We start from the raw sequence: 21966 nt of genomic DNA, 5'->3' as shown, positions 1-21966 counted from the left end.
CTTTCTTTATCGTATGATTGCTTCCAAATACCAGGCTGGTTGCTGACATTCCACGCTAATACGCCTATCAAATTTTTCAAGGTTTGGACATCCGAAACTTCTGCGCTTCAAGGTGTTATTGGTGCCTTCCAGTTTCGCATTCGCTAGGCGGAATCGAAAATAATTTAATATGGGTTCTTTCCACGTTGGTGCTGACTGAAAACAGAGAGGGCAGATATGGGTTTGAGGAAAAGGTTCAACATCCAGAATCCACCCATTCTGAACACGCTCCTCCTGATGGGTTAACTGAAAATGTTGTAGGTGGAGGATCTCTGTAGTAACTGTTTATACATGCAGATTTTCCTTTCTATTGGTTTTGATTTGGGTTATTATTAACAATAGAGGGAGATTGTTCTTTTTTTAATTTTCAGCACCCTTCATTGTGGAGAGCCACAAAATATAAAAAATCCACAAGTCAAAATAATAGATCTCGACTTGCGGATATTGAAATAACTTTCTCTATATTCTTCACTTCTCTTACCAAATTATGATAATAATTCTATGGGACACCTAGCTTCCTAGAAGCTAAATACAAAAACAGTATTCAAAACAAATATATAAATATGTCATCTCCTATGTGAACAGTAAATCCAGACACAGCTTTAGGAAGTGTATCAACTTTCCCCCATTCCGACACATTTATAGAAGTTGAGGAATTTTCATATCGTCTCTTCGCTGAAAAACCTCAACATCTCCATTTTTAATCTCCCAGACGTACACCAAATCATTATGTTTGCTATATCCCCAGTTATGATCTTTTAAAACGTGCTTCCACATATTTTTAATCACACCGATATGTGATATTAAGTACTACGATATAAATTTCTATAAAGTCAACCTTATCTACTGTATATCTAATAACTAAACAATACATTTACTTCTTCTGGTGTAAAGAAGAGATGTTTCCAAACGGTAGGAAATCAAAAATCATGAGTTAATTTCTGTCTGTATAAAAATGGTTCGCTAAAATCCATTAAATCATTTTCGACTTCTTTTTTAGATGCTCCATTTGTTTCCCTTTTTGAATCATTTTTAAAATATCACCCTGTTTCAAATAATTTAACAGGATATGTTTCCCCATATAAACTGTTTCCGATCATTCATCTAGATTATAAAAATCTCCGTCCCCACTTATTTCCTTAGCCCCTTATAAGTTAATTATAGTGGTGGATTAGAATGACATTTACGACACACTGGATAGTAGGAATCGTTTCCACCAATTTGTATTTGTTCACCTGTGTACACAGGCTTCCCGTTTTCATCTATACGCAAATTCATAAGGGCTTTCCTCGGACAAAACCAACATATTGTTTTCATTTCTTCAATTTTATCTGCGTAAAGTAAAAAGTACTTACTTCCCTCAAACAATTCATTTTGGAAATCATTTTTTAGGCCAAAACCCATTACAGGAATATCAAGTTCATCAACAATCTTAGCCAATTGTAGAACATGATCTTTGTCTAAGAATTGTGCCTCATCTACTAGTACACAAAATGGGGGACTCTCGCAATTTTTTACGACATCAAAAACATTCGTCTCTTTAAAAATGGGAATTGCCTTTCTTTTCAGTCCTATCCTACTTGATACATATCCAACCTTGTCTCGATCATCAATACCTGATGTAAAAATTAGAACCGGTTTATTCTGTTCCTCGTAGTTATGAGCTACCTTTAATATTTCTATTGATTTCCCACTATTCATTGCTCCGTATTTAAAATATAACTGTGCCACAAGCATTCGCTCCTTAATCTCCAAGATATAATCGATATTGTCTGTAATTGAGTCTAATCTTTTCCCTCTAATATACAGTTCTAATCTTTCTGACAAGTCACCACAAATAGGTAATTGTCTCTCTTTAATCTTCGCACGCTATACGTGGCTCTTTCCTTGCTTATTTGATTTAACTCCATACCGCACTGGATTATATTCAATTTTACCGTTATCTTCTAGCCACCCATAAAAACCTTTTATAATTGAAATGCGTTTTTTGACGACATTAAAAGACAATACACCCTCTATATCTGCTACTTCCTGTAAGGCATCACCGTAAAGTAACTATTTAATAAATTCTTCAATAATTGATTTACGTTTAACTTCCCGATAGTGAATCTCCAACTTCTTTAAAAAACGTAGGTAATCCATTATTTCATTTGCGCAAGAAACCCCTGTTCCATAACTGTTCCTACTATTAGCCTCTAACCATTCATTCACCTCATATAAAGGGATCCCATCTTCTGTAATAATATATAACCTTCTATACTTCGTAGAAAGTCTTGGACTATTTATTAAGGTCTGCTCCACTTTTAGTCCATTTCTTTTTTTCCAAACCCATCCCCTTAACAAACACACGTTCTTATAATGTTTATTATACACAAAAAAAGATAGTGTACAAACCTTTTGGCGTGCACACTATCTTAACCTCTATGTAAAATACAATGTAATAATATGTTTACGATTAAAAGTATCATGAACCGTTAGGTAACGAAACATCGATTCCGATGACATCTATATTTTCATCGATAGGATCATCGATTTCCCCTGCATGTTGAATCGGAGTCGCTTCAAAGGATTCTCCATTATGGGATACGACTTCCTCTTTTCTATAGCGGTTGTCTATAACGGGCAAAAATACCTGAACATTCAGGTTGCATAAGTAGCCCTGCGAACTCTGCGGATCAGTTCCTCTGATTTCCCGGAAAACATACTTCGGCAAATCACTTCTACCCAGCCCTTCTGCTTCATGATATGCACCAGGTGTCTCCCCTTTCCACAACCTACCATACATATTTTTCAATCAGGGATTGCTTTCCCTCATTTTGTATGAATAAAAAAACAGGCAAAAATGAACGTTTGCCTGTTTTCCATCATGAAAAACATGAATATTATTTAAGATTGTATTTTTTCTTAAAGCGATCTACACGGCCACCTGCTGTATCAGCTTTTTGTTTACCAGTGTAGAATGGGTGTGAAGAAGAACTGATTTCCACCCGAATGACTGGATAGGTGTTTCCGTCTTCCCATTCAATGGTTTCATCGGAAGATTTTGTAGATCCGCTTAAAAATTTAAATCCGGTACTAGCGTCCAAAAATACGACTTTTCTGTATTCAGGATGAATTCCGTTTTTCATGCCTTTCACTCCCTTTCTGCCCTGATTCCTGTGGAACCAGAGTGTTTGTTCGTCGTTCTTCCACGACTCATCATACGATATCTAAACTCACATAGAGTGATTATAACAGGGTAAAATTTATTTTGCAATACTTATTATGAACTTCCTATCTTCCATTTATAACTGCCGGATCAATCAGGAATAACGACGATGAGAACTGTTTCCTTTCATGTCTTCCTCCATCATCTGGAAGAATTCATCGTTATTTTTTGAAGCTTTCAGACGTTTCAGGAACCGGTCTACAAAGTCAGGAGAATCACTCATCGTCTTGCGGATGGCCCAGATTTTTTCAATATGAGATTTCTGAAGAAGAAGCTCTTCTTTCCTTGTACCCGAGCGAAGAATGTCAATGGCAGGGAAAATACGGCGTTCAGCTAGACTCCGGTCCAGATGAAGTTCCATATTGCCCGTACCTTTAAACTCTTCATAAATGACATCGTCCATGCGGGACCCCGTATCAATTAAAGCCGTAGCTAAAATCGTCAGACTTCCGCCCTCTTCAATATTGCGGGCTGCCCCGAAGAAGCGCTTTGGCCGGTGGAAAGCTGCCGGATCAATACCTCCAGATAGTGTCCGCCCGCTTGGCGGTATCACCAGGTTATATGCCCTGGCCAGCCGTGTGATACTGTCCATTAAAATGACGACATCCCGTTTATGTTCCACCAGTCTCATGGCTCTTTCAAGCACAAGTTCGGACACTTTGATATGGTTTTCCGGCACTTCGTCAAAGGTGGAACTGACCACATCCACATCTTCATGGACAGATCGTTCAATATCCGTCACTTCTTCGGGACGCTCGTCCACCAGCAAAATAATGAGTTTGGCCTCAGGATGGTTAACGGATATGCTGTTGGCAATTTCTTTCATCAGCATGGTTTTTCCTGCTTTAGGCGGTGCCACAATCAGTCCCCTCTGTCCAAATCCCACAGGGGCCATCAAATCAATAATTCTCGTGGACAGCTTATGGGATTCGGTTTCAAGCTTCATCAGCCGGTCAGGATAAAGGGGAGTAAGCGCTGGAAAATGAACCCGCTCTTTTGCAGTCTCGGGGTCTTCACCATTAACCGCGTCGACATGAAGCAAGCCGTAGTATCGTTCATTTTCCTTCGGGGGTCTGACTTTTCCGGATACTTTATCGCCGTTTCGGAGATCAAACCGGCGGATCTGAGAAGCCGAAATGTAAATATCCTCCGAACTCGGGGAATAATTGATCGGACGCAAAAAACCGAACCCTTCAGAAGGAATAATTTCCAATATCCCGTCCATAAACAAAAAACCATCTTTTTCAGCCTGGGCTTTTAGAATCGCGAAAATTAATTCACGTTTCGTGAGTTTGGAGTAGTAGGAAATTTTGTATTCCTTTGCAAGGGCATATAGTTCCTTTAATGTTAATGATTCTAAATGACTAATCGATAATTCAGACACAATATCACCACACCTATTTATTTTTATCCCATCACAAACCTGGAAACACGTTCAAACGTATATCGAATGGGCAGGTCCTATACATACAAACTCTGTTCGGGCAATGCTCCCTGTCTTTCCCTAATGCTTTTTCTCGTTAAACACGGTTCGCTCCGACATATGCGATCGGAGTGATCCCTTATCGCAGGCGGCTAACCTGCGTGTCCACAGACAACTGTCTCCCGGAATTTAATAGAAAAGCTTTATGAAATCTATGAAACCGTTTGTAAAAAGGGAATCCTCTTCTTATGGAGAAGACGTCGAAGCGAAAGCGAAGTTCGTCATCAGGGGTATAAAGCTTTCCTCATTCATAAACATTATCATTTTAACCCTATTTTTATTCATTATTCAATACTATTCTTTTAGAAAAGCAGTTTTTCTCAAAAAAATTGAATAAAAAAAGACAAAAAGGATAGATATACAGATGGAGCATATGAATGGAGATGAAACAGAAGGGGGCACTTCAAGTGACCCCCATTCCATGCAAATTATACTTCTTTGATCACGAGGTTCGGTTTTTTCTTTAAACTATGGGTTCCATCAATAAAACGGACCGTTCCCGATTTAGCCCGCATGACAATTGACTGGGTTGTAGCCTTCATCCCTTTATATTGTACACCTTTCAGAAGTTCGCCGTCGGTCACGCCAGTTGCAGCAAAGATGGCATCATCACCGCCGCAAAGATCATCCATGGTCAATACTTTATTGATATCACCAATGCCCATTTCTTTGCAGCGCTCTTCTTCTTCTTCATTCTGAGGAATCAGTTTACCCTGAAGTTCTCCTCCTAGGCACTTCAGACCAACAGCAGCTAAAACTCCCTCCGGTGCCCCGCCGATACCAAATAAAATATCAACACCCGTATGATCAAATGCCGTATTGATAGCTGCAGCCACATCTCCATCAGGAATCAGTTTTATTCTTGCGCCCACATCACGGATTTCCTGGATGATTTTTTCATGCCGTTTCCGATTTAAGACGACTGCAACCACGTCTTCGATGTCTTTATTTTTAGCACGGGCAACAGCCTCAAGATTCTCTGCCACGGATGCGTTAATATCGACTTTCCCGACAGCCTCCGGTCCGACTGCTATTTTATTCATATACATATCCGGTGCATGCAGCATTTTGCCATGGTCCGTAACCGCAATAACGGCAAGGGCATTCCATGTACCTTGAGCTACAATATTGGTTCCTTCTAATGGATCTACGGCTACATCTACCCTGGGGCCAAAACCGTTTCCTAATCTTTCTCCGATATACAGCATCGGAGCTTCGTCCATCTCTCCTTCACCAATGACGACTGTTCCCTTCATCGGAATGGTGTCAAATACATTTCTCATCGCTGTTGTTGCTGCATCATCGGCTTCATCCTTTTTTCCGCGTCCCATCCAGCGTGCAGAAGCAAGTGCAGCTGCTTCGGTTACGCGGACTAGTTCCATTGTAAGGCTTCTTTCCATGGTTTTTTCCTCCCCTAAAGTTACAAACTATTCCCTCATCTCCATGGAACATTTCCAAAACCTTACATTCAAGAATTCTGGAACTGTTCAATTTCTTCAGAAGACATTTTTTCTCTCCAGATATTCGCGCCTAAATTAGCCAGTTTATCCGTTAATTGTTCATATCCCCGGTCGATATGATCGAGACCTATAATTTCGGTCACTCCATCGGCCATAATACCCGCTACAACCAGCGAAGCACCGGCGCGAAGATCGCTTGCTTTCACTTTAGCACCCTCAAGCTTAACAGGGCCAGAGACCACCGCTGACGCACCTTCTAGCTTAATGCTCGCATTCATCCGCCTGAGTTCGTCAATGTGTTTAAAGCGGGACTGGTAAATGGTATCCGTCACAATTCCGGTACCTTCTGCCTGGGTTAACAGAGCGGTAAAAGGCTGCTGCAAATCCGTCGGGAATCCAGGATAAACCAGAGTTTTAATGTCCACACTTTTTAATTTACGATTCCCTCGGATAAGAAGTTGTTCGTCTTCTTCCTCAATGATAACACCCATTTCCCTCAGTTTAGCGATCAGTGACTCGAGGTGCAGGGGGATGACGTTATCAATGAGCACTTCTTCCCCTTGTGCAGCGGCTATAATCGTATAAGTGCCCGCTTCAATGCGATCGGGAATAATCGTATGCCGGCATCCATTTAATTGTTCCACACCATCAATTCGGATGACATCGGTGCCTGCTCCTTTGATTTTCGCACCCATGCTCGTCAGCAATGTAGCAACGTCAATAATTTCGGGTTCTTTTGCAGCGTTTTCAATAATCGTTCGTCCTTCCGCCTTAACAGCGGCAAGCATGATATTGATCGTTGCACCTACGCTGACGACATCGAGATAAATCCGGGACCCTTTTAAACGATCTGCCCGAAGGTACACTGCACCCTGTTCATTCGTCACCTTTGCTCCCAGTGCTTCAAAGCCTTTGATATGTTGATCAATCGGCCTTGGACCAAGATTACATCCGCCGGGCAGACCAATCACAGCTTTTTTGAACCGTCCCAGCATGGCACCCATAAAATAATAAGATGCACGGAGTTTCTTTACCCTGCCATTGGGCAACGGCATGGATATCATGGATGAAGGGTCTATGGTGATGTCCTGTCCAAATCGCTGGACCTTTCCTCCAATTTCCTCCAACAATTCGGCGAGTATTTGAATGTCTGAAATATTCGGCAACCCCTCAATGGTAACAGGTGTATCGGCAAGTATGGCTGCCGGCAGCAGGGCCACAGCACTGTTTTTAGCTCCGCTGATCCGGACCTCTCCCTTTAAGGGATTACCTCCTTTAATTAGCAATTTCTCCATCTGGAACTCTCCTATCATGGAAAAAAGTCTTTATCCATAGCTTGTGCGACTGATGGTGAAATCATGCCTGTTTTTGCTTATTCCAGTCAGCTAAAAATTTCTCGATGCCCTGATCGGTAAGCGGATGTTTAACCAGCTGTTTTAACACTTTAAATGGAACAGTGGCGATATGTGCACCGTTTATGGCGGCTTCTGTTACATGCATGGGGTGACGAATGGAAGCTGCGATGATTTCCGTATCAATTTGGTGACGTGTGAAAATTTCAGAAATCTGGGCAATTAATGTCATTCCGTCATGCCCGATATCATCAAGGCGGCCTAAGAAAGGTGATACATATGTGGCTCCTGCACGTGCAGCCAGCAGTGCCTGGTTAGCTGAGAAAATGAGTGTCACATTGGTTTTAATGTTTTTGTCACTTAACTGTTTGACCGCTTTTAACCCTTCTAAAGTCATCGGCACTTTAATGGTGATGTTTGGGGAAATAGCTGCGAGTTCTTCAGCTTCTTTTAACATGCCTTCTGCATCTTCAGAGATCACCTCAGCACTCACAGACCCATCTACTTCCCGGGTGATTTCTTTTAAGCGGTCATGAAAAGATACATTTTCCTTAGCAACGAGGCTCGGATTCGTGGTAACTCCGGATAAAATACCAAGAGCATTTGCCTCACGAATTTCTTCAATATTGGCAGTGTCTATAAAAAATTTCAAGAAAGTTACCTCCCTATTTTTCAGTCATTCGTTTATGAGCTAGTTGAGATGGAACCATAAAAAACCTTCCTGCATAAGACAATTGTCCATGATTTATGCTTTATTGGAAGAACCAAATTCACGCATTTTGCCGATTACCGTTTCCTTGATTGTGTCACGGCCTGGACCCAAATATTTACGCGGATCATATAGATCAGGCTTCTCATCCAGAATTTTGCGTACCGTTCTGGCCTGTGCCATTTGATTTTCAGTGTTCACATTAATTTTTGCTGTTCCAAGGGAAATCGCTTTTTGAATATCCTTTGTCGGGATTCCCGTACCTCCATGAAGAACCAGGGGAACACCTGTCAGGTGCATAATTTCTTCCATGCGATCAAAACCTAGGTTGGGTTCTCCCTTATAAGGACCGTGAACAGAACCCAATGCAGGTGCGAAACAGTCGACGCTGGTTTCTTTTACCAGCCGTTCACATTCGGATGGAATCGCATATGCCTGTTCGGCATCTTCTACGATCACATCATCTTCCTGACCACCAATCCGTCCTAATTCTGCTTCGACGGACACGCCGTGAATATGAGCAAGCTCCACAACTTTTTTAGTAAGGGAAATGTTTTCTTCTAGTGGCAGGTGGGAGCCATCGATCATAACAGAGGTAAACCCGGCATGAATGGCTTCTGCACATTTTTCGAAGCTGGAACCGTGATCAAGATGAATAGCAACGGGTACAGTTGTTCCGTATTCTTCCATCAAGGATTTTGTGATGGCTACGGCAACTTTAAACCCTCCCATGTAGCGGGCTGCACCTTCTGAAACACCCAGAATGACTGGAGATTTCTCTTCTTCTGCAGCCTGCAAAATCGCCTGGGCATATTCGAGGTTGTTCACATTAAACTGACCAACGGCATAACCCTGATCTTTTGCTGTTTGTAACATTTCTTTCATCGATACCAACGGCATGAAAATATCCTCCTTTTCTTCTATACGTACGATCATCCTAATGAGATGATCATATATGTAATAGAGCATGGTTACACATACATAGCATACCAAGTACACCACCCTCATGCAACAAAAGGATATCATCGTGAGGACAAAGGATGGAGTTGATCATCCTCTATACGATATTGTATCCATCCTGTATCCGTACGTGACTGAATTTATTGTTTCTGAAGATTGAATCAACCATACCTGAAAAGATAAAGTTTTCCTGGTTACAGAATATGCATCATATTCGAAAGGACGGACAAACCAGACGCTGATGTTTCAAGAGAAAAACCCCTGCATATGATTCATGCAAGGGTTTAAATCTTATTCATTCATTTTAGGGATTGAATCAAAAGGAAAAAACGACATCTCCCATGGTTTAGGCTTATGCAAGTCCCTTCATTCCCCGGCATATTTTTTTAAGATTTTTTTCACTTCCTCAATATTAAACGGTTTTAGCAACACTTCTTTAACCCGATCGGTTTTGACGTTTTTCTTGACTTCATCTTCTGATAATCCTGTCATCATGATGATTGGACAATCTGCTTCCATTTCCTCTAATTTTTGTACCATTTCCACACCAGACATCAAAGGCAATTTATAATCGACAAACAAAAGGTCAGGCTTTTTTATATGTATGCGTTCAATTGCGTCTTTTGCCGTTTCGAAGGTTTCAGTTTGATACCCTTCATTTGAAATGATTTCTTTGAGCAGAAGCTGAATCCCCAACTGATCGTCAACAATATATACCGTTTTTTTTCTATTCGACATAAACCTCACCTATCTCTAAAATTTATCCCTCTGTATGTAATTATTCGATAAGCTTTCCTGTATTTCCTTCTTTATCCAAGTGTTTTTTACCATATGGATTGATCGCATGCTGAAATATCTTGTAAAAAATATAAAGCCCCTTCCGGGAAAGGGGCTTTTGCATGCTTACTGTTTATGTTTTAACGATGCACGGATAAACTCTCTGAACAGCGGCTGCGGATTGGTCGGTCTTGACTTAAATTCCGGATGAAACTGAGATGCCACAAACCATGGATGATCTCTTAACTCAATGATTTCCACCAGACGGCCGTCTGGACTCGTCCCGGAAAAGATCACACCCTTCTCTTCCATTTGCTCACGGAAGTCGTTATTAAATTCATAACGGTGACGATGACGTTCATAAACAACATCTTCCTGATAAGCTTCCTTCGTTTTCGTGCCATCGATTAACTGGCAAGGATATGCACCCAGTCTCAGGGTACCGCCCATATCTTCAATGTCCTTCTGTTCCGGAAGGAGATCAATGATTGGATAAGGAGTTTTCGGATCAATTTCGGACGAATGGGCCCCTTTCAATCCAAGAACATTTCGGGCAAATTCCACGGATGCCAGCTGCATGCCGAGACAAATGCCAAGGAATGGAACCTTGTTTTCCCGAGCATACCGGATAGCAGAGATTTTCCCTTCGATTCCCCGATCGCCAAAACCGCCGGGAACAAGAATACCATCTGCATCACGTAAATATTCCTCCACATTTTCACTGGTTACATGTTCGGAATTGATCCACTTGATATTTACTTCAGAATCAAACGTATACCCGGCATGATTTAAGGCCTCTACAACGGAAAGGTATGCATCCTGGAGTTCCACGTATTTTCCTACAAGTGCAATCGTTACCTTCTCGGATAGGTTTTTTACTTTCTCAACCAGTGCTTCCCATTCTGTCATATCCGCTTCCGGACAGGTCATGCCAAAGTGATCGCAGGTTAGTTGATCAAGCCCCTGTCTTTTTAGCTCTAATGGAACTTCATAAAGGGTTTCGGCATCACGCGCTTCAATGACCGCTTTGGCATCTGTATCACAAAATAACGCGATCTTTTCTTTTAAATCCTGGGTCAGAGGATATTCCGTCCGCAATACAATGGCATCCGGCTGAATACCGAGTGATCGCAGCTCTTTGACCGAATGCTGCGTTGGTTTTGTTTTCATCTCCCCGGCTGCTTTAATATAAGGAACAAGAGTACAGTGGATATACATGACATGGTCTTTTCCGATGTCGCTTTTGATCTGGCGGATAGCTTCTAAAAACGGCAGAGATTCTATGTCTCCTACTGTCCCGCCAATTTCAGTGATGACCACATCAGCACCGGTTTCACTTCCGGCTCGAAACACCTGCTCTTTGATTTCGTTTGTAATATGGGGAATAACCTGAACCGTACCACCCAGGTATTCACCCCGGCGTTCTTTCCGAATAACAGAAGAGTACACTTTCCCTGTCGTTATATTGCTGTACTTGTTGAGATTAATATCAATAAACCGTTCATAGTGACCGAGATCCAGATCCGTTTCAGCCCCGTCCTCTGTGACGAACACTTCTCCGTGCTGATAAGGGCTCATTGTCCCAGGATCCACGTTAATGTATGGATCAAACTTCTGAATGGTAACCTTTAAGCCCCTGTTTTTCAGCAATCTTCCAAGTGATGCTGCCGTTATTCCTTTGCCTAATGAAGAAACCACTCCGCCTGTGACGAAAATGTATTTTGTCATCTGAAACAACTCCCTCTTCTTCATACTTGTTGCAGGAGGACCATTTCTTATATGAAAGAATACATGGAATGACGAAAACCTCAGGAAAAACCAGAGGCTTTGAACAATTTTATCCTTTTACACCACTTTAAACTTATACACGGTTAAAAATTAAAAAATAAATAAGAAAAGCGCACCCGATTTCCGGGAGCGCTTGTAAATCAATTTGAAAGAGCCCAAATAAAATATTACTGATTTATGGGGAATAAGTCAAGTTCAAATATCTTCATTTTCATCGTCAAAATCGATGTCTTCATCATCGCTGACAACATCATCATCCATATCTTCATCCAGCTGATCTTCTAGATCATCATCTAGATCATCTACGTCATCCTCTTCGTCGTAATCATCGTCAAAATCTTCATCATCAGCAAAATCTTCCTCATCAATATCATCGTCAAGAAGGTCTTCTTCATCAATCTCATCAAAATCTTCTTCCACTTTTTTCTTAGGCTTTTTCTTCTTCTTCTTTTTGCCTACCGCAGGAGTCAGGTCTTCCTCTATCTGGTCTACAGGATACCAGCGTTTCAATCCCCATAGATTCGACCCCACGGTCATAAACCGGCCGTCAATATTCAAATCCGTGTAAAATTGAGCGATGAGTTCCGCTTTTTCTTCTTCAGACAATCCTTTTAATTCTGCTATTTTTTCAAAAATTTCTTTAAAATCCATAGCCTTTTTCTCTTCAAGCAATATTTCCATGGCTAGATTGATCATCGACATTTCAGCTAATTCTTCCTGGGTATATTTTTCCAAGCTCACGACCAGCACTCCCTTTTCCAACTATTTATCATCGACAATTCTTTACCTACGCGAACTATTCTAACCATACCTTACATTATATATAATACGATTGTAAATATGCCACATGAATATGCGAAACACCCGATCAATAGATCCCTGAATCAAACGCATTCAAGATGGATGTAAACATTCTCTTTTGCCGATTCTTGTTGAGCTCCTTAAAGTATAAGAAATGGTCGGCTGTCGGTCAAGATATTTCTTCCTTTTTTGCGCTTCTCTTTTCGCATGGTTATGCTTTACATATGTTTTCATCATTCGTTGACTTAGACAGTTCATGGATCATTTTGAACATCAGCCGGATCCCTTTTCGGTGATACCGAAACTGATTTAAACTCCCGATCAAATAAGCATCCATTTCAGGATGGTAAAACATAAAAGATCCGGTTATACCCGCATTTCCCCAGACATGAAACTTTTTAGGCATTAATATGGGGATTGTTTTAAACCTCATCATTCCATAGCCGTACTCAATAACGGTGGAAAATTTAGCCCAGTCTTTCATGTTAGCCATTGTCTCCTTGGTGAGCAAATTGTAATTGACCAGTGCTTTCATGAATGTTAATAGGTCTTCCAGGGGAGCGACAATACCGCCGCCTGCATAATCGATACTTAGACTGCGGTAGTGTGTTACAGCTGTCTTATGAACAAAAATGTCGGCCATAGGGTAAAGATTTCTCTTGAGCGGATTTGAATGTTGCAGCAAAAAGGAATGATACATGCCTAATGGGGCAAAAATATATTCTTGCAATACTTGATGGAATGGCATGGAGGTGATTTGTTCAATTACCATTCCTAATAGATGATAGCCAGTATCTGAATAATGGAATCCCTCACCAGGCGGAAAATGGGGGTCTAAATGTTCCTTGCTCCACTGAACGACCTCTTCCGGTTTCCAGAAGCGGGATGATTCATCCAATAGGAGTCTGATCATAGGTTTCCCTTTTCTAGGTCTGTCTTCAAAAAAGTCAGGCAGCCCTGACGTATGATTAAGTAAATGTTTGATTTGAATATCCTTTGTATATTCTCTTCCTTTATAAACGTGTAAACGGTTAACGAGATCTGGTTTGAGATAGGAGACAACTGAATCTTCAAATGACAGCAAATTCTGTTCCACAAGGATCCCGGTCAATACAGCCGTAAACAGTTTCCCGGCACTGGCAATGTAAACGGGTTGATCCGGATGGACCGTCCCATCTTCCGAAGAACATTCAGCCACTTTCAGATGGACTCCCAGTTTTTCTGAATGAACTAGCAAACAAGCGTTGTGAATATGTTTATCCTTTTTAATTTTTTGCCTGAATCGTCTTTCTAAGGCATGATGTATGTTCTCCTTCCCCATGTTGTTTCCCTCCCCTTATTTTTTCCTGCGCGCTGAAACAAGAAGGTCTTCACCAGTTGAATATAATATCTCCATAGCCCTTTCCTCATCTAGATTTCCTGGAAGCAAATCATTGGCTAACATCGTAGATAGTCCGACTGTGAATATCCTCATTTTTAATAAAATCATGGAAAGCTCTCTGTCCTGAAACCCATTCAGGTCCGGATCTCTTTTCATATGTTCAACTAGTTCGCTGTCCATTTCCTGATTATACGTTTCCAGATATTCATTTTGCTTTGTGATGAAGTCCTGAAAAAGTACCGGATATTCCTTTGCAAATCGCAGGCTGGCAGCCCCAATATCATAAAATGGGCTTCCTGAATCCTCTTCCTTTAACAGCCTGTAGCTTAACTCGACGATCTTGTTCACAATTTCCTTTTTCAGCTCCCTTACATCTTTAAAATTAACGTAAACCGGAGCAATCGAACTGTTTAGTCTGTCAGCAACCTTTCGTATTGTTACGCCGTCTATTCCTTCTGTTCGGGCAATTTCAAAAGCTGCCTCGATGATTTGATCCCTGGAAAACTTCTTTTTGGGCGGCATAACATCCCTCCTCTGCAGAATGATATTAAAAATCTTATGTTATGTATCAAGTGTTATATATCAAATGTTATAATATAAAATAAAATTTGTAAATCTGTTTAAATAATAAATTCTGCTTCATGGATTTCTGAAAAATCGTGAGTTTCTTAAAGGAGGTTGTTAGAAGGCTGGGTGAAGAAAACCGACCGATTAATCGAAGGGGCGTTCAGAATCATTGGTGCAAGAGATTGAAACTCAATAAAAAAGGAGAAAATCAGATTTCGATTTTCTCCTTTTCCATCTTTACATGTTCCGGCGGTATTGTCCGCCCACTTCATAAAGGGCGTTAGTGATCTGTCCCAGGCTTGCCACCCGGACTGTATCCATCAGTTCATCAAAAATATTTCCGCCTGTTCTTGCTACTTGTTTCAGACGCTCCAGGGCTTCTTTTGCTTCATGCTCATGCTCTTTCTGGAACTTGCGCAGGTTCTCAATTTGCTTATCTTTTTCTTCTTTGGATGCCCGGGCCAGTTCCATCGAGTTTATCTCATCTTCGGATGGCGGGTTCGGATTCAGGTACGTGTTTACGCCAATAATCGGCAGTTCTCCTGAATGTTTTTTGCCTTCATAGTACATGGATTCTTCCTGAATTTTACCCCGCTGATACTGTCGTTCCATGGCTCCAAGTACACCGCCGCGGTCATTGATCCGTTCAAACTCTTTCAATACCGCTTCTTCAACCATATCTGTGAGCATTTCGACAATGAATGAACCCTGCAGGGAGTTTTCATTCTTGGTTAGACCGAATTCTTTATTAATAATCATCTGAATCGCCATCGCACGGCGTACGGACTGCTCAGTCGGTGTGGTAATCGCTTCGTCATACGCATTCGTATGCAGGGAGTTACAGTTATCCTGAATGGCGATCAGTGCCTGCAATGTGGTGCGAATATCATTGAAGTCGATTTCCTGAGCGTGTAAAGACCGGCCGGATGTCTGAATATGATATTTCAGCTTCTGGCTTCGCTCATTAGCACCATATTTATCCCGCATGACAATGGACCAGATACGACGGGCTACCCGTCCGATGACGGTATATTCCGGATCAAGGCCATTGGAGAAGAAGAAGGACAGGTTTGGTGCAAATTTATTAATATCCATGCCCCGGCTGCGGTAATATTCCACATACGTAAAGCCATTCGCCAGTGTAAAGGCAAGCTGCGTAATCGGGTTCGCTCCAGCTTCTGCAATATGATAGCCGGAAATCGAAACAGAGTAGTAGTTTCTGACGTTGTGGTCGATGAAATATTGCTGGATGTCCCCCATCATTCTCAGGGCAAATTCCGTAGAGAAGATACAGGTGTTCTGCCCCTGATCTTCTTTCAGGATATCGGCCTGAACCGTACCCCTTACAACAGAAAGGGTTTCTTCTTTGATGCGTTCATATTCTTCGGCATTTGGCTCACGGCCACGCTCTTGTTTGAACTTTTCTACCTGCTGATCAATGGCTGTGTTAAAGAACATCGCCAGAATAATCGGTGCAGGACCGTTGATGGTCATGGAGACGGAAGTCATTGGATCACACAGATCAAAACCGTCATACAGTCTCTTCATGTCATCCAGTGTACATACACTGACGCCACTTTCCCCGATTTTACCGTAAATGTCAGGGCGCTCATCCGGATCCTGACCGTACAGGGTAACGGAGTCAAAAGCCGTACTCAGGCGTTTCGCCGGATCATCTTTACACAGGTAGTGGAAACGCCTGTTGGTGCGTTCCGGCGTCCCTTCTCCGGCAAATTGACGTTTTGGATCTTCACCTTTCCGCTTGAACGGGAATACACCGGCGGTAAACGGGAATGCACCTGGCACGTTTTCCTTTAATAGCCACAGCAGGCGATCGCCCCAGTCATGGTAACTCGGCATCGCTACTTTAGGGATCTTCAGCCCGGCCAGGCTTTCAGTGTTCAGGTCCATCGTAATTTCTTTATCCCGTACTTTGTAAGTCATTTGATCCTGCTGGTACTGCTTCTTCATTTCATCCCATTTTTCGAGAAGCTTTTTGTTTTCCTCATCAATTTGTTTCTCATATTTTTCAATTAAGGCTTCGACTTCTTCTCTGGCCTTTTCGCTTTCCATTTCTTCCTGTGTGCCTTTCAGCTGGTACAGTTTGCGGGCCGCTTCACTCTGTTTTTCCGCATCTTCATGGTAATTCCGAACCGTTTCCACAATTTCACGCAAATAGTGGCGGCGTTCGTTTGGGATGATCAGATTTTTCTTCTCAACCAGTTCTTTTTCCGTAAAGGATGTGGTTTCATTCCAGCTGTATGTTTCATTCAGTTTGTCAATGATGGCTGCAAACAGGGTATTGGTGCCAGGATCATTGAACTGGCTGGCAATAGTGCCGTATACCGGCATTTCCTCCAGGTCAGCATCAAACAGCATATGGCTCCGCTGATACTGTTTTCTTACCTGGTTCAATGCATCTTCTGAACCTTTTTGTTCAAATTTATTGATCACGATAAAGTCAGCGAAGTCAATCATATCAATTTTTTCTAGCTGTGACGGAGCCCCAAATTCACTGGTCATCACATACATCGACAGGTCGGTGATTTCTGTGATTTCCGCATCTCCCTGACCGATTCCACTTGTTTCGACGATAATAAAATCAAATCCAGCAGCTTTTACTACATCAATAGCATCCTTGATTGCCTTAGAAAGCTCGCTTTTGGAATCCCGGGTTGCCAGTGACCGCATATAAACCCGTTCATGGAAAATGGCATTCATGCGGATCCGGTCACCAAGCAATGCTCCGCCGGATTTCTTTTTCGTCGGGTCAACGGATAAAATCGCCACTTTTTTGTTGTCAATTTCTTGAATAAAGCGGCGGATTAATTCGTCGGTCAATGAACTTTTACCAGCACCGCCTGTACCTGTGATCCCGAGAACCGGAATTTCAGCAGTCTGTGAAGCTGCCATTTCCTTAATAGCCGCGGTCTGATCTTTTGCTTCCTCATCCATATTTTCCACAAAGGAAATTAGCCGGGCAATTGCCTGGTGGTCCCCGTCCTTCAGGCGCTCCATTTCTTTTTCCAGATCAATCGGAGTCTGGAAGTCACATTCTTCCAGCATGAGGTTAATCATGCCCTGAAGACCCATTTCCCGGCCATCATCTGGTGAGAAAATTCGGGCAACCCCATATTCATGGAGATCCTTAATTTCCTTAGGGATAATCACTCCCCCGCCGCCTCCGTACACGCGGATATGGCCGGCGCCTTTTTCCTTTAGAAGATCCACCATATATTTAAAATATTCCATGTGTCCGCCCTGATAAGAAGATACTGCTATTCCCTGTACATCCTCCTGAATAGCCGCATTCACCACTTCCTCAACCGAGCGGTTATGCCCTAAATGAATGACCTCTGCACCGCTTGACTGCAGGATCCGGCGCATGATATTAATGGACGCATCATGACCATCGAACAGACTGGATGCTGTCACGAAGCGCACCGGATTATTCGGGCTATATACACCTTCTCTTGTCATTTGTTTCTCCTCCCATCCTCGTGATGTCATCCCTTTATTTTCGTGACATGTTCATCAAGGTTCAGCATTTGAAACAGGAGACTTAGCTGTTTTTCAATATATTCTTCAAGGGTAAAATCCTTTTGCAGAATCCATCTCCTGAAACTCCACATCTGCCCCTGCACAAAAATGTTGTTGGCAATCAGCGTAATTTCCTTATCTGATAAGTCATAGGGCAGACTATTTTGAATAACCCTTTCCAGCATATGCACCATGTCCTTTTCTTTCTGCATTACATACTCCTGTGCATCTTTCGGCAAGGATTTCACTTCCTGGTACATGACGATGACTTCATCCTGCATATCATCAATCAGCTGAAAATACGAGCGGACCGCATTTTTGAGGCTTGATATGCTCTGTTTTTCCATATCGATGGCCTGTTCCATCCGCTCCTTAACCCGTTCATAGATCGAGTCACAGACCAGGAACAGAACATCCTCTTTTGTACGGATATACTCATAAAGTGTTCCGATACTGAAGCCGGATGCTTTCGCAATTTCCCTTGTGGTGGTGCGATGGAATCCCTTTTCCTTAAAGAGATTAACCGCCCCTTTGATCATTTGATTTCGCCGTTTCTCAATTAATTGCTGGTCCTTGATGGATGTTGGCACCTTTTTCTTTTCCACTTAGCTCCCGCCCCCTTTTTCTCTCCATTCTGAAAGCCACTCTTTTGCTAATTGATAGGGATCGTTTTCCTTCTGGAGGGCGATTTCTTTTGATGGGTCATCCCCAATGAAACGTTCCACATCTTTCCACAGCTCTTCTCTCATCAGCTCATAGACTTCGTATGTCAGCTGCTCTTTGCGTTTTTGTTTTCCCGCATCGGTTTCGTTCAGAAATTTTTTGTGGGCTTCACATGCTTCAAAAAATGCTTCAATGCCCTTATGTTCCGTTGAAATGGTTTCCACGATGGGCGGCTGCCAGCTTTTTGGATCCGCGATATGAAGAAACTCCTTTAACTGGGTTTTCAGTTTTTGAACACCGGGCAGGTCAGCTTTATTGATGACAAACACATCAGCAATTTCCATAATACCCGCCTTAAATATCTGCAGGACATCACCGCTGTTCGGAGTTAGCACCAGGGCTGTCGTATCGGCAACCTTCATGATATCCAGTTCCGACTGGCCCACCCCTACGGTTTCAATGAGGATGTAGTCAAACCCAAAGGCATCACATACCCGAATGGCATCCTTCGTAGAGCGGGAAAGCCCTCCGAGGCTCCCCCTTGTTGCCATACTGCGGATAAAAACCCCTGGATCTGCAAAATGTTTATGCATGCGGAACCGATCCCCAAGCAAAGCACCGCCGCTGAACGGACTGGTCGGATCAACCGCAATGACGGCCACGGTTTTGTCCATATTGCGGATGTGGGTGATCAGCCGGTCAACCAGTGAGCTTTTTCCAGCTCCAGGTGACCCGGTCAGACCAATGAAATGGGCTTTTTTTTCCTGTCCGGATATTTCGCTCAGCAGGGATAATTTATCCGGATGGTCATTATCCACCATCGTGATCGCCTTTGCCAGTGCCCGCTGATCCTGTTTTTGAATCCGCTCAGCCAGGGTACTCATCATGACTTCTTCCTCTCTCTATTCTTTCGTCAGCATTCTTCCGATGACAAGACGTTGAATTTCGTTTGTTCCTTCGTAGATCTGGGTAATTTTCGCATCTCTCATAAAGCGTTCCACTGGATAATCTTTGGTATAGCCATAACCGCCGAATACTTGAACCGCTTCGGTTGTCACTCTCATCGCGGTATCCCCGGCAAATAATTTGGACATAGCCGATGCTTTGCCGTATGGCAAACCTTGAGATTCCAGCCATGCTGCCTGATAGGTTAACAGACGGGACGCTTCTACTTCGGTTGCCATATCTGCCAGCTTAAAGGAAATTCCCTGCTGATTGGCAATCGGCTTGCCAAACTGTTCACGTTCTTTGGCGTATTCCACTGCTGCATCCAGGGCACCCTGAGCAATTCCAACCGCCTGTGCAGCAATTCCGTTTCGGCCCCCGTCAAGGGTCATCATGGCAATTTTAAAACCTTCTCCTTCTTTTCCAAGCATATTTTCTTTCGGCACTCTGCAGTCTTCAAAAATCAGCTCGGTTGTAGGGGATGAACGGATCCCCAGTTTCTTTTCCTTTTTACCGAAACTGAATCCTGGTGTTCCTTTTTCGACGATAAAGGCACTGATTCCTTTATGTCTGGCGTCCATATCGGTTTTGGCAAACACGATGTAGATTTCAGCTTCTCCGCCGTTTGTAATCCAGACTTTGCTTCCGTTCAATACGTAGTGATCGCCGTCCAGTTTCGCTGTTGTACGCATGGAAGCGACATCAGAACCTGCTCCCGGTTCAGAAAGGGCATAGGCACCCAGCTTTTCACCAGTAGCCAGCTGATACAAATATGTCTTCTTCTGTTTTTCGTTGCCAAACTTATAAATAGGCCAGCTGGCGAGGGAAATATGGGCAGACAGGGTTACCCCTGTAGAAGCACAGACCCGGGATAACTCTTCAACCGCGATCACATAGCTGACATAGTCAGCGCCAATGCCGCCATACTCCTCCGGCCATGGAATACCCGTCAGGCCTAGTTCCGCCATTTTATCAAAAATACTACGGTCAAAGCGCTCTTCTTCGTCCCGCTCAGCAGCGGTCGGGCCAACTTCATTTTCCGCAAAGTCCCGGACCATTTTTCTCAACATTTCCTGTTCTTCGGTTAACTGAAAATTCATGTGTGTCTTCCTCCCCTATTTTACAAATATGGATTAATCGTGTAACAGATGCTTGCTGATCACATGATGCTGAATTTCGTTGGTACCTTCATAGATTTCTGTCACTTTCGCATCCCGGAAGAACCGTTCCACAGGATAATCCTTCGTGTATCCGTAGCCCCCGTACACCTGAACCGCTTCAATGGCTGTTTTCATGGCTGTCTTAGACGCAAACATTTTGGCCATAGATGCAGCTTTTCCTGTTGGAAGGTCATTCGTTTTTAAGGATGCCGCATGGTAGGTTAATAGTTTTGCTGCCTCAACTTCCGTAGCCATATCGGCCAGTTTAAAGGATACACCCTGCTGGTGGGCAATTGGCTTTCCGAACTGCTCCCGTTCTTTGGCATAGTTGACGGCATGCTCCAGTGCTGCTTCAGCAATTCCAAGGGACTGGGCGGCAATGCCGATTCGTCCGACATCCAGGTTTGCCATCGCAATCTTAAACCCTTCTCCTTCTTTGCCTAAGAGCTGGGATTCATGAACTTCACACTGGTCAAAAGTCAGCTGGACCGTATTGGAACCATTCAGACCCATTTTCTTTTCTTTTTTGCCGATTTCAAATCCTCTGGTATCCTTTTCTACGATAAAGGCGGATACCCCTTTCGCTCCCTTTTCTTCGGGGTTCGTGCGGGCAAACACGATGTAGGTGTCTGCTTCTCCGCCGTTTGTGATAAATACTTTTGAGCCATTTAACACATATGTGTCCCCTCGTTTTTCAGCACGAGTTTTTAGGCTTGCCGCATCGGAACCGGCTCCTGGTTCTGTCAGGGCAAAGGCTCCTAAATACTCACCTGCAGCCAGCTTCGGGATATATTTTTTCTTCTGTTCTTCATTTCCGAAGTAAAGAATCGGATTGGTCCCTACAGAAGTATGGACGGATAAAATGACCCCCAGGGCTGCGCTTACCTTTGACAGTTCATGAATGGCAATAATATAGGAGGTAAAGTCCATTCCTGCTCCGCCATATTCTTCGGGAATCGGAATCCCCATCAGTCCCAGCTCGCCCATTTTGGTGATCATTTCGCGGGGAAAACGGTCCTCCTCTTCCATCCGCTCTACTTCTGGTGCCACTTCATTCTGGGCAAAATCCCGGACCATTTTGCGCATCATTTCTTGTTCCTCGGTAAAATGCAAGTTCATCTGGTGCCGCTCCT

At 43.0% G+C, this 21966-nt stretch carries 19 protein-coding genes and 1 pseudogene; all 20 read right to left on the bottom strand.

Annotated features, from left to right (window positions below; translation table 11 throughout):
- Positions 1 to 6: 6 nt before the first annotated feature.
- The 20 genes and pseudogenes from EDD68_RS15695 to EDD68_RS02825 all read right to left on the bottom strand — a co-directional run bounded on the left by EDD68_RS15695 (position 7) and on the right by EDD68_RS02825 (position 21952).
- Entirely contained in the window at positions 7 to 216 is a 210-nt protein-coding gene (locus EDD68_RS15695) for a transposase (RefSeq protein WP_424399146.1), read from the bottom strand.
- 981 nt (positions 217 to 1197) lie between these two features.
- A complete protein-coding gene (locus EDD68_RS02915; RefSeq protein ID WP_132370740.1) occupies positions 1198 to 1770 on the bottom strand; it encodes a thymidine kinase in 573 nt (190 codons plus the stop codon).
- A gap of 324 nt (positions 1771 to 2094) precedes the next feature.
- Positions 2095 to 2340: a hypothetical protein gene (locus EDD68_RS02910; protein ID WP_132370739.1), complete on the bottom strand. Its 246-nt coding sequence runs from the start codon at positions 2338 to 2340 to the stop codon at positions 2095 to 2097.
- 187 nt (positions 2341 to 2527) lie between these two features.
- Positions 2528 to 2790 (bottom strand): annotated as a pseudogene (locus EDD68_RS02905) (thymidine kinase); the annotation flags it as partial.
- A gap of 131 nt (positions 2791 to 2921) precedes the next feature.
- Entirely contained in the window at positions 2922 to 3167 is a 246-nt protein-coding gene (locus EDD68_RS02900; RefSeq protein WP_132370738.1) for a type B 50S ribosomal protein L31, read from the bottom strand.
- A gap of 174 nt (positions 3168 to 3341) precedes the next feature.
- A complete protein-coding gene (gene rho / locus EDD68_RS02895; RefSeq protein WP_132370737.1) occupies positions 3342 to 4631 on the bottom strand; it encodes a transcription termination factor Rho in 1290 nt (429 codons plus the stop codon).
- Between the two features lie 527 nt (positions 4632 to 5158).
- Positions 5159 to 6130, bottom strand: coding sequence for a class II fructose-bisphosphatase (gene glpX, locus EDD68_RS02890; RefSeq protein ID WP_132370736.1), 972 nt, complete (start codon positions 6128 to 6130; stop codon positions 5159 to 5161).
- A gap of 68 nt (positions 6131 to 6198) precedes the next feature.
- Complete coding sequence (locus EDD68_RS02885) at positions 6199 to 7485, bottom strand: UDP-N-acetylglucosamine 1-carboxyvinyltransferase (protein WP_132370735.1); 1287 nt, start codon at positions 7483 to 7485, stop codon at positions 6199 to 6201.
- Between the two features lie 61 nt (positions 7486 to 7546).
- Positions 7547 to 8194 carry a fructose-6-phosphate aldolase gene (gene fsa, locus EDD68_RS02880; RefSeq protein WP_132370734.1) on the bottom strand — a complete coding sequence of 216 codons (648 nt, stop codon included), beginning with the start codon at positions 8192 to 8194 and terminating at the stop codon, positions 7547 to 7549.
- A gap of 93 nt (positions 8195 to 8287) precedes the next feature.
- Entirely contained in the window at positions 8288 to 9151 is an 864-nt protein-coding gene (fba, locus tag EDD68_RS02875) for a class II fructose-1,6-bisphosphate aldolase (protein WP_132370733.1), read from the bottom strand.
- A gap of 426 nt (positions 9152 to 9577) precedes the next feature.
- On the bottom strand, positions 9578 to 9949 hold the full coding sequence (locus EDD68_RS02870; protein ID WP_132370732.1) for a response regulator: 372 nt from the start codon (positions 9947 to 9949) through the stop codon (positions 9578 to 9580).
- Between the two features lie 165 nt (positions 9950 to 10114).
- Positions 10115 to 11716, bottom strand: a complete 1602-nt coding sequence (locus EDD68_RS02865; RefSeq protein WP_132370731.1) for a CTP synthase — start codon at positions 11714 to 11716, stop codon at positions 10115 to 10117.
- Positions 11717 to 11971: 255 nt separating this feature from the next.
- A complete protein-coding gene (gene rpoE / locus EDD68_RS02860) occupies positions 11972 to 12517 on the bottom strand; it encodes a DNA-directed RNA polymerase subunit delta (RefSeq protein ID WP_132370730.1) in 546 nt (181 codons plus the stop codon).
- A 271-nt stretch (positions 12518 to 12788) separates the two neighbouring features.
- A complete protein-coding gene (locus tag EDD68_RS02855; RefSeq protein ID WP_132370729.1) occupies positions 12789 to 13898 on the bottom strand; it encodes a serine hydrolase domain-containing protein in 1110 nt (369 codons plus the stop codon).
- A gap of 15 nt (positions 13899 to 13913) precedes the next feature.
- Positions 13914 to 14480, bottom strand: coding sequence for a TetR/AcrR family transcriptional regulator (locus EDD68_RS02850; RefSeq protein ID WP_132370728.1), 567 nt, complete (start codon positions 14478 to 14480; stop codon positions 13914 to 13916).
- Positions 14481 to 14762: 282 nt separating this feature from the next.
- Positions 14763 to 18005: a fused isobutyryl-CoA mutase/GTPase IcmF gene (icmF, locus tag EDD68_RS02845; RefSeq protein ID WP_132370727.1), complete on the bottom strand. Its 3243-nt coding sequence runs from the start codon at positions 18003 to 18005 to the stop codon at positions 14763 to 14765.
- 26 nt (positions 18006 to 18031) lie between these two features.
- Positions 18032 to 18670: a TetR/AcrR family transcriptional regulator gene (locus tag EDD68_RS02840; RefSeq protein WP_132370726.1), complete on the bottom strand. Its 639-nt coding sequence runs from the start codon at positions 18668 to 18670 to the stop codon at positions 18032 to 18034.
- Positions 18671 to 19612, bottom strand: coding sequence for a methylmalonyl Co-A mutase-associated GTPase MeaB (meaB, locus tag EDD68_RS02835; protein WP_132370877.1), 942 nt, complete (start codon positions 19610 to 19612; stop codon positions 18671 to 18673).
- Between the two features lie 18 nt (positions 19613 to 19630).
- Positions 19631 to 20773: an acyl-CoA dehydrogenase gene (locus tag EDD68_RS02830; RefSeq protein ID WP_132370725.1), complete on the bottom strand. Its 1143-nt coding sequence runs from the start codon at positions 20771 to 20773 to the stop codon at positions 19631 to 19633.
- 33 nt (positions 20774 to 20806) lie between these two features.
- Positions 20807 to 21952, bottom strand: a complete 1146-nt coding sequence (locus tag EDD68_RS02825; protein ID WP_132370724.1) for an acyl-CoA dehydrogenase — start codon at positions 21950 to 21952, stop codon at positions 20807 to 20809.
- Between the last annotated feature and the right edge of the window lie 14 nt (positions 21953 to 21966).

Source organism: Melghiribacillus thermohalophilus, assembly GCF_004342905.1.
GTDB classification, from domain to species: domain Bacteria; phylum Bacillota; class Bacilli; order Bacillales; family Alkalibacillaceae; genus Melghiribacillus; species Melghiribacillus thermohalophilus.
The sequence above is the reverse complement of the archived record's forward strand: the minus strand, read 5'-3'. Positions and strand labels throughout refer to the sequence as shown.

Coding starts and splice junctions, on each gene's coding strand:
- meaB (WP_132370877.1), bottom strand. CDS start 19,612: ATGAGTACCCTGGCTGAGCGGATTCAAAAACAGGATCAGCGGGCACTG.
- EDD68_RS02900 (WP_132370738.1), bottom strand. CDS start 3,167: ATGAAAAACGGAATTCATCCTGAATACAGAAAAGTCGTATTTTTGGAC.
- EDD68_RS02825 (WP_132370724.1), bottom strand. CDS start 21,952: ATGAACTTGCATTTTACCGAGGAACAAGAAATGATGCGCAAAATGGTC.
- EDD68_RS02830 (WP_132370725.1), bottom strand. CDS start 20,773: ATGAATTTTCAGTTAACCGAAGAACAGGAAATGTTGAGAAAAATGGTC.
- EDD68_RS02855 (WP_132370729.1), bottom strand. CDS start 13,898: ATGGGGAAGGAGAACATACATCATGCCTTAGAAAGACGATTCAGGCAA.
- EDD68_RS02865 (WP_132370731.1), bottom strand. CDS start 11,716: ATGACAAAATACATTTTCGTCACAGGCGGAGTGGTTTCTTCATTAGGC.
- EDD68_RS02850 (WP_132370728.1), bottom strand. CDS start 14,480: ATGCCGCCCAAAAAGAAGTTTTCCAGGGATCAAATCATCGAGGCAGCT.
- glpX (WP_132370736.1), bottom strand. CDS start 6,130: ATGGAAAGAAGCCTTACAATGGAACTAGTCCGCGTAACCGAAGCAGCT.
- fba (WP_132370733.1), bottom strand. CDS start 9,151: ATGCCGTTGGTATCGATGAAAGAAATGTTACAAACAGCAAAAGATCAG.
- EDD68_RS02885 (WP_132370735.1), bottom strand. CDS start 7,485: ATGGAGAAATTGCTAATTAAAGGAGGTAATCCCTTAAAGGGAGAGGTC.
- icmF (WP_132370727.1), bottom strand. CDS start 18,005: ATGACAAGAGAAGGTGTATATAGCCCGAATAATCCGGTGCGCTTCGTG.
- EDD68_RS02870 (WP_132370732.1), bottom strand. CDS start 9,949: ATGTCGAATAGAAAAAAAACGGTATATATTGTTGACGATCAGTTGGGG.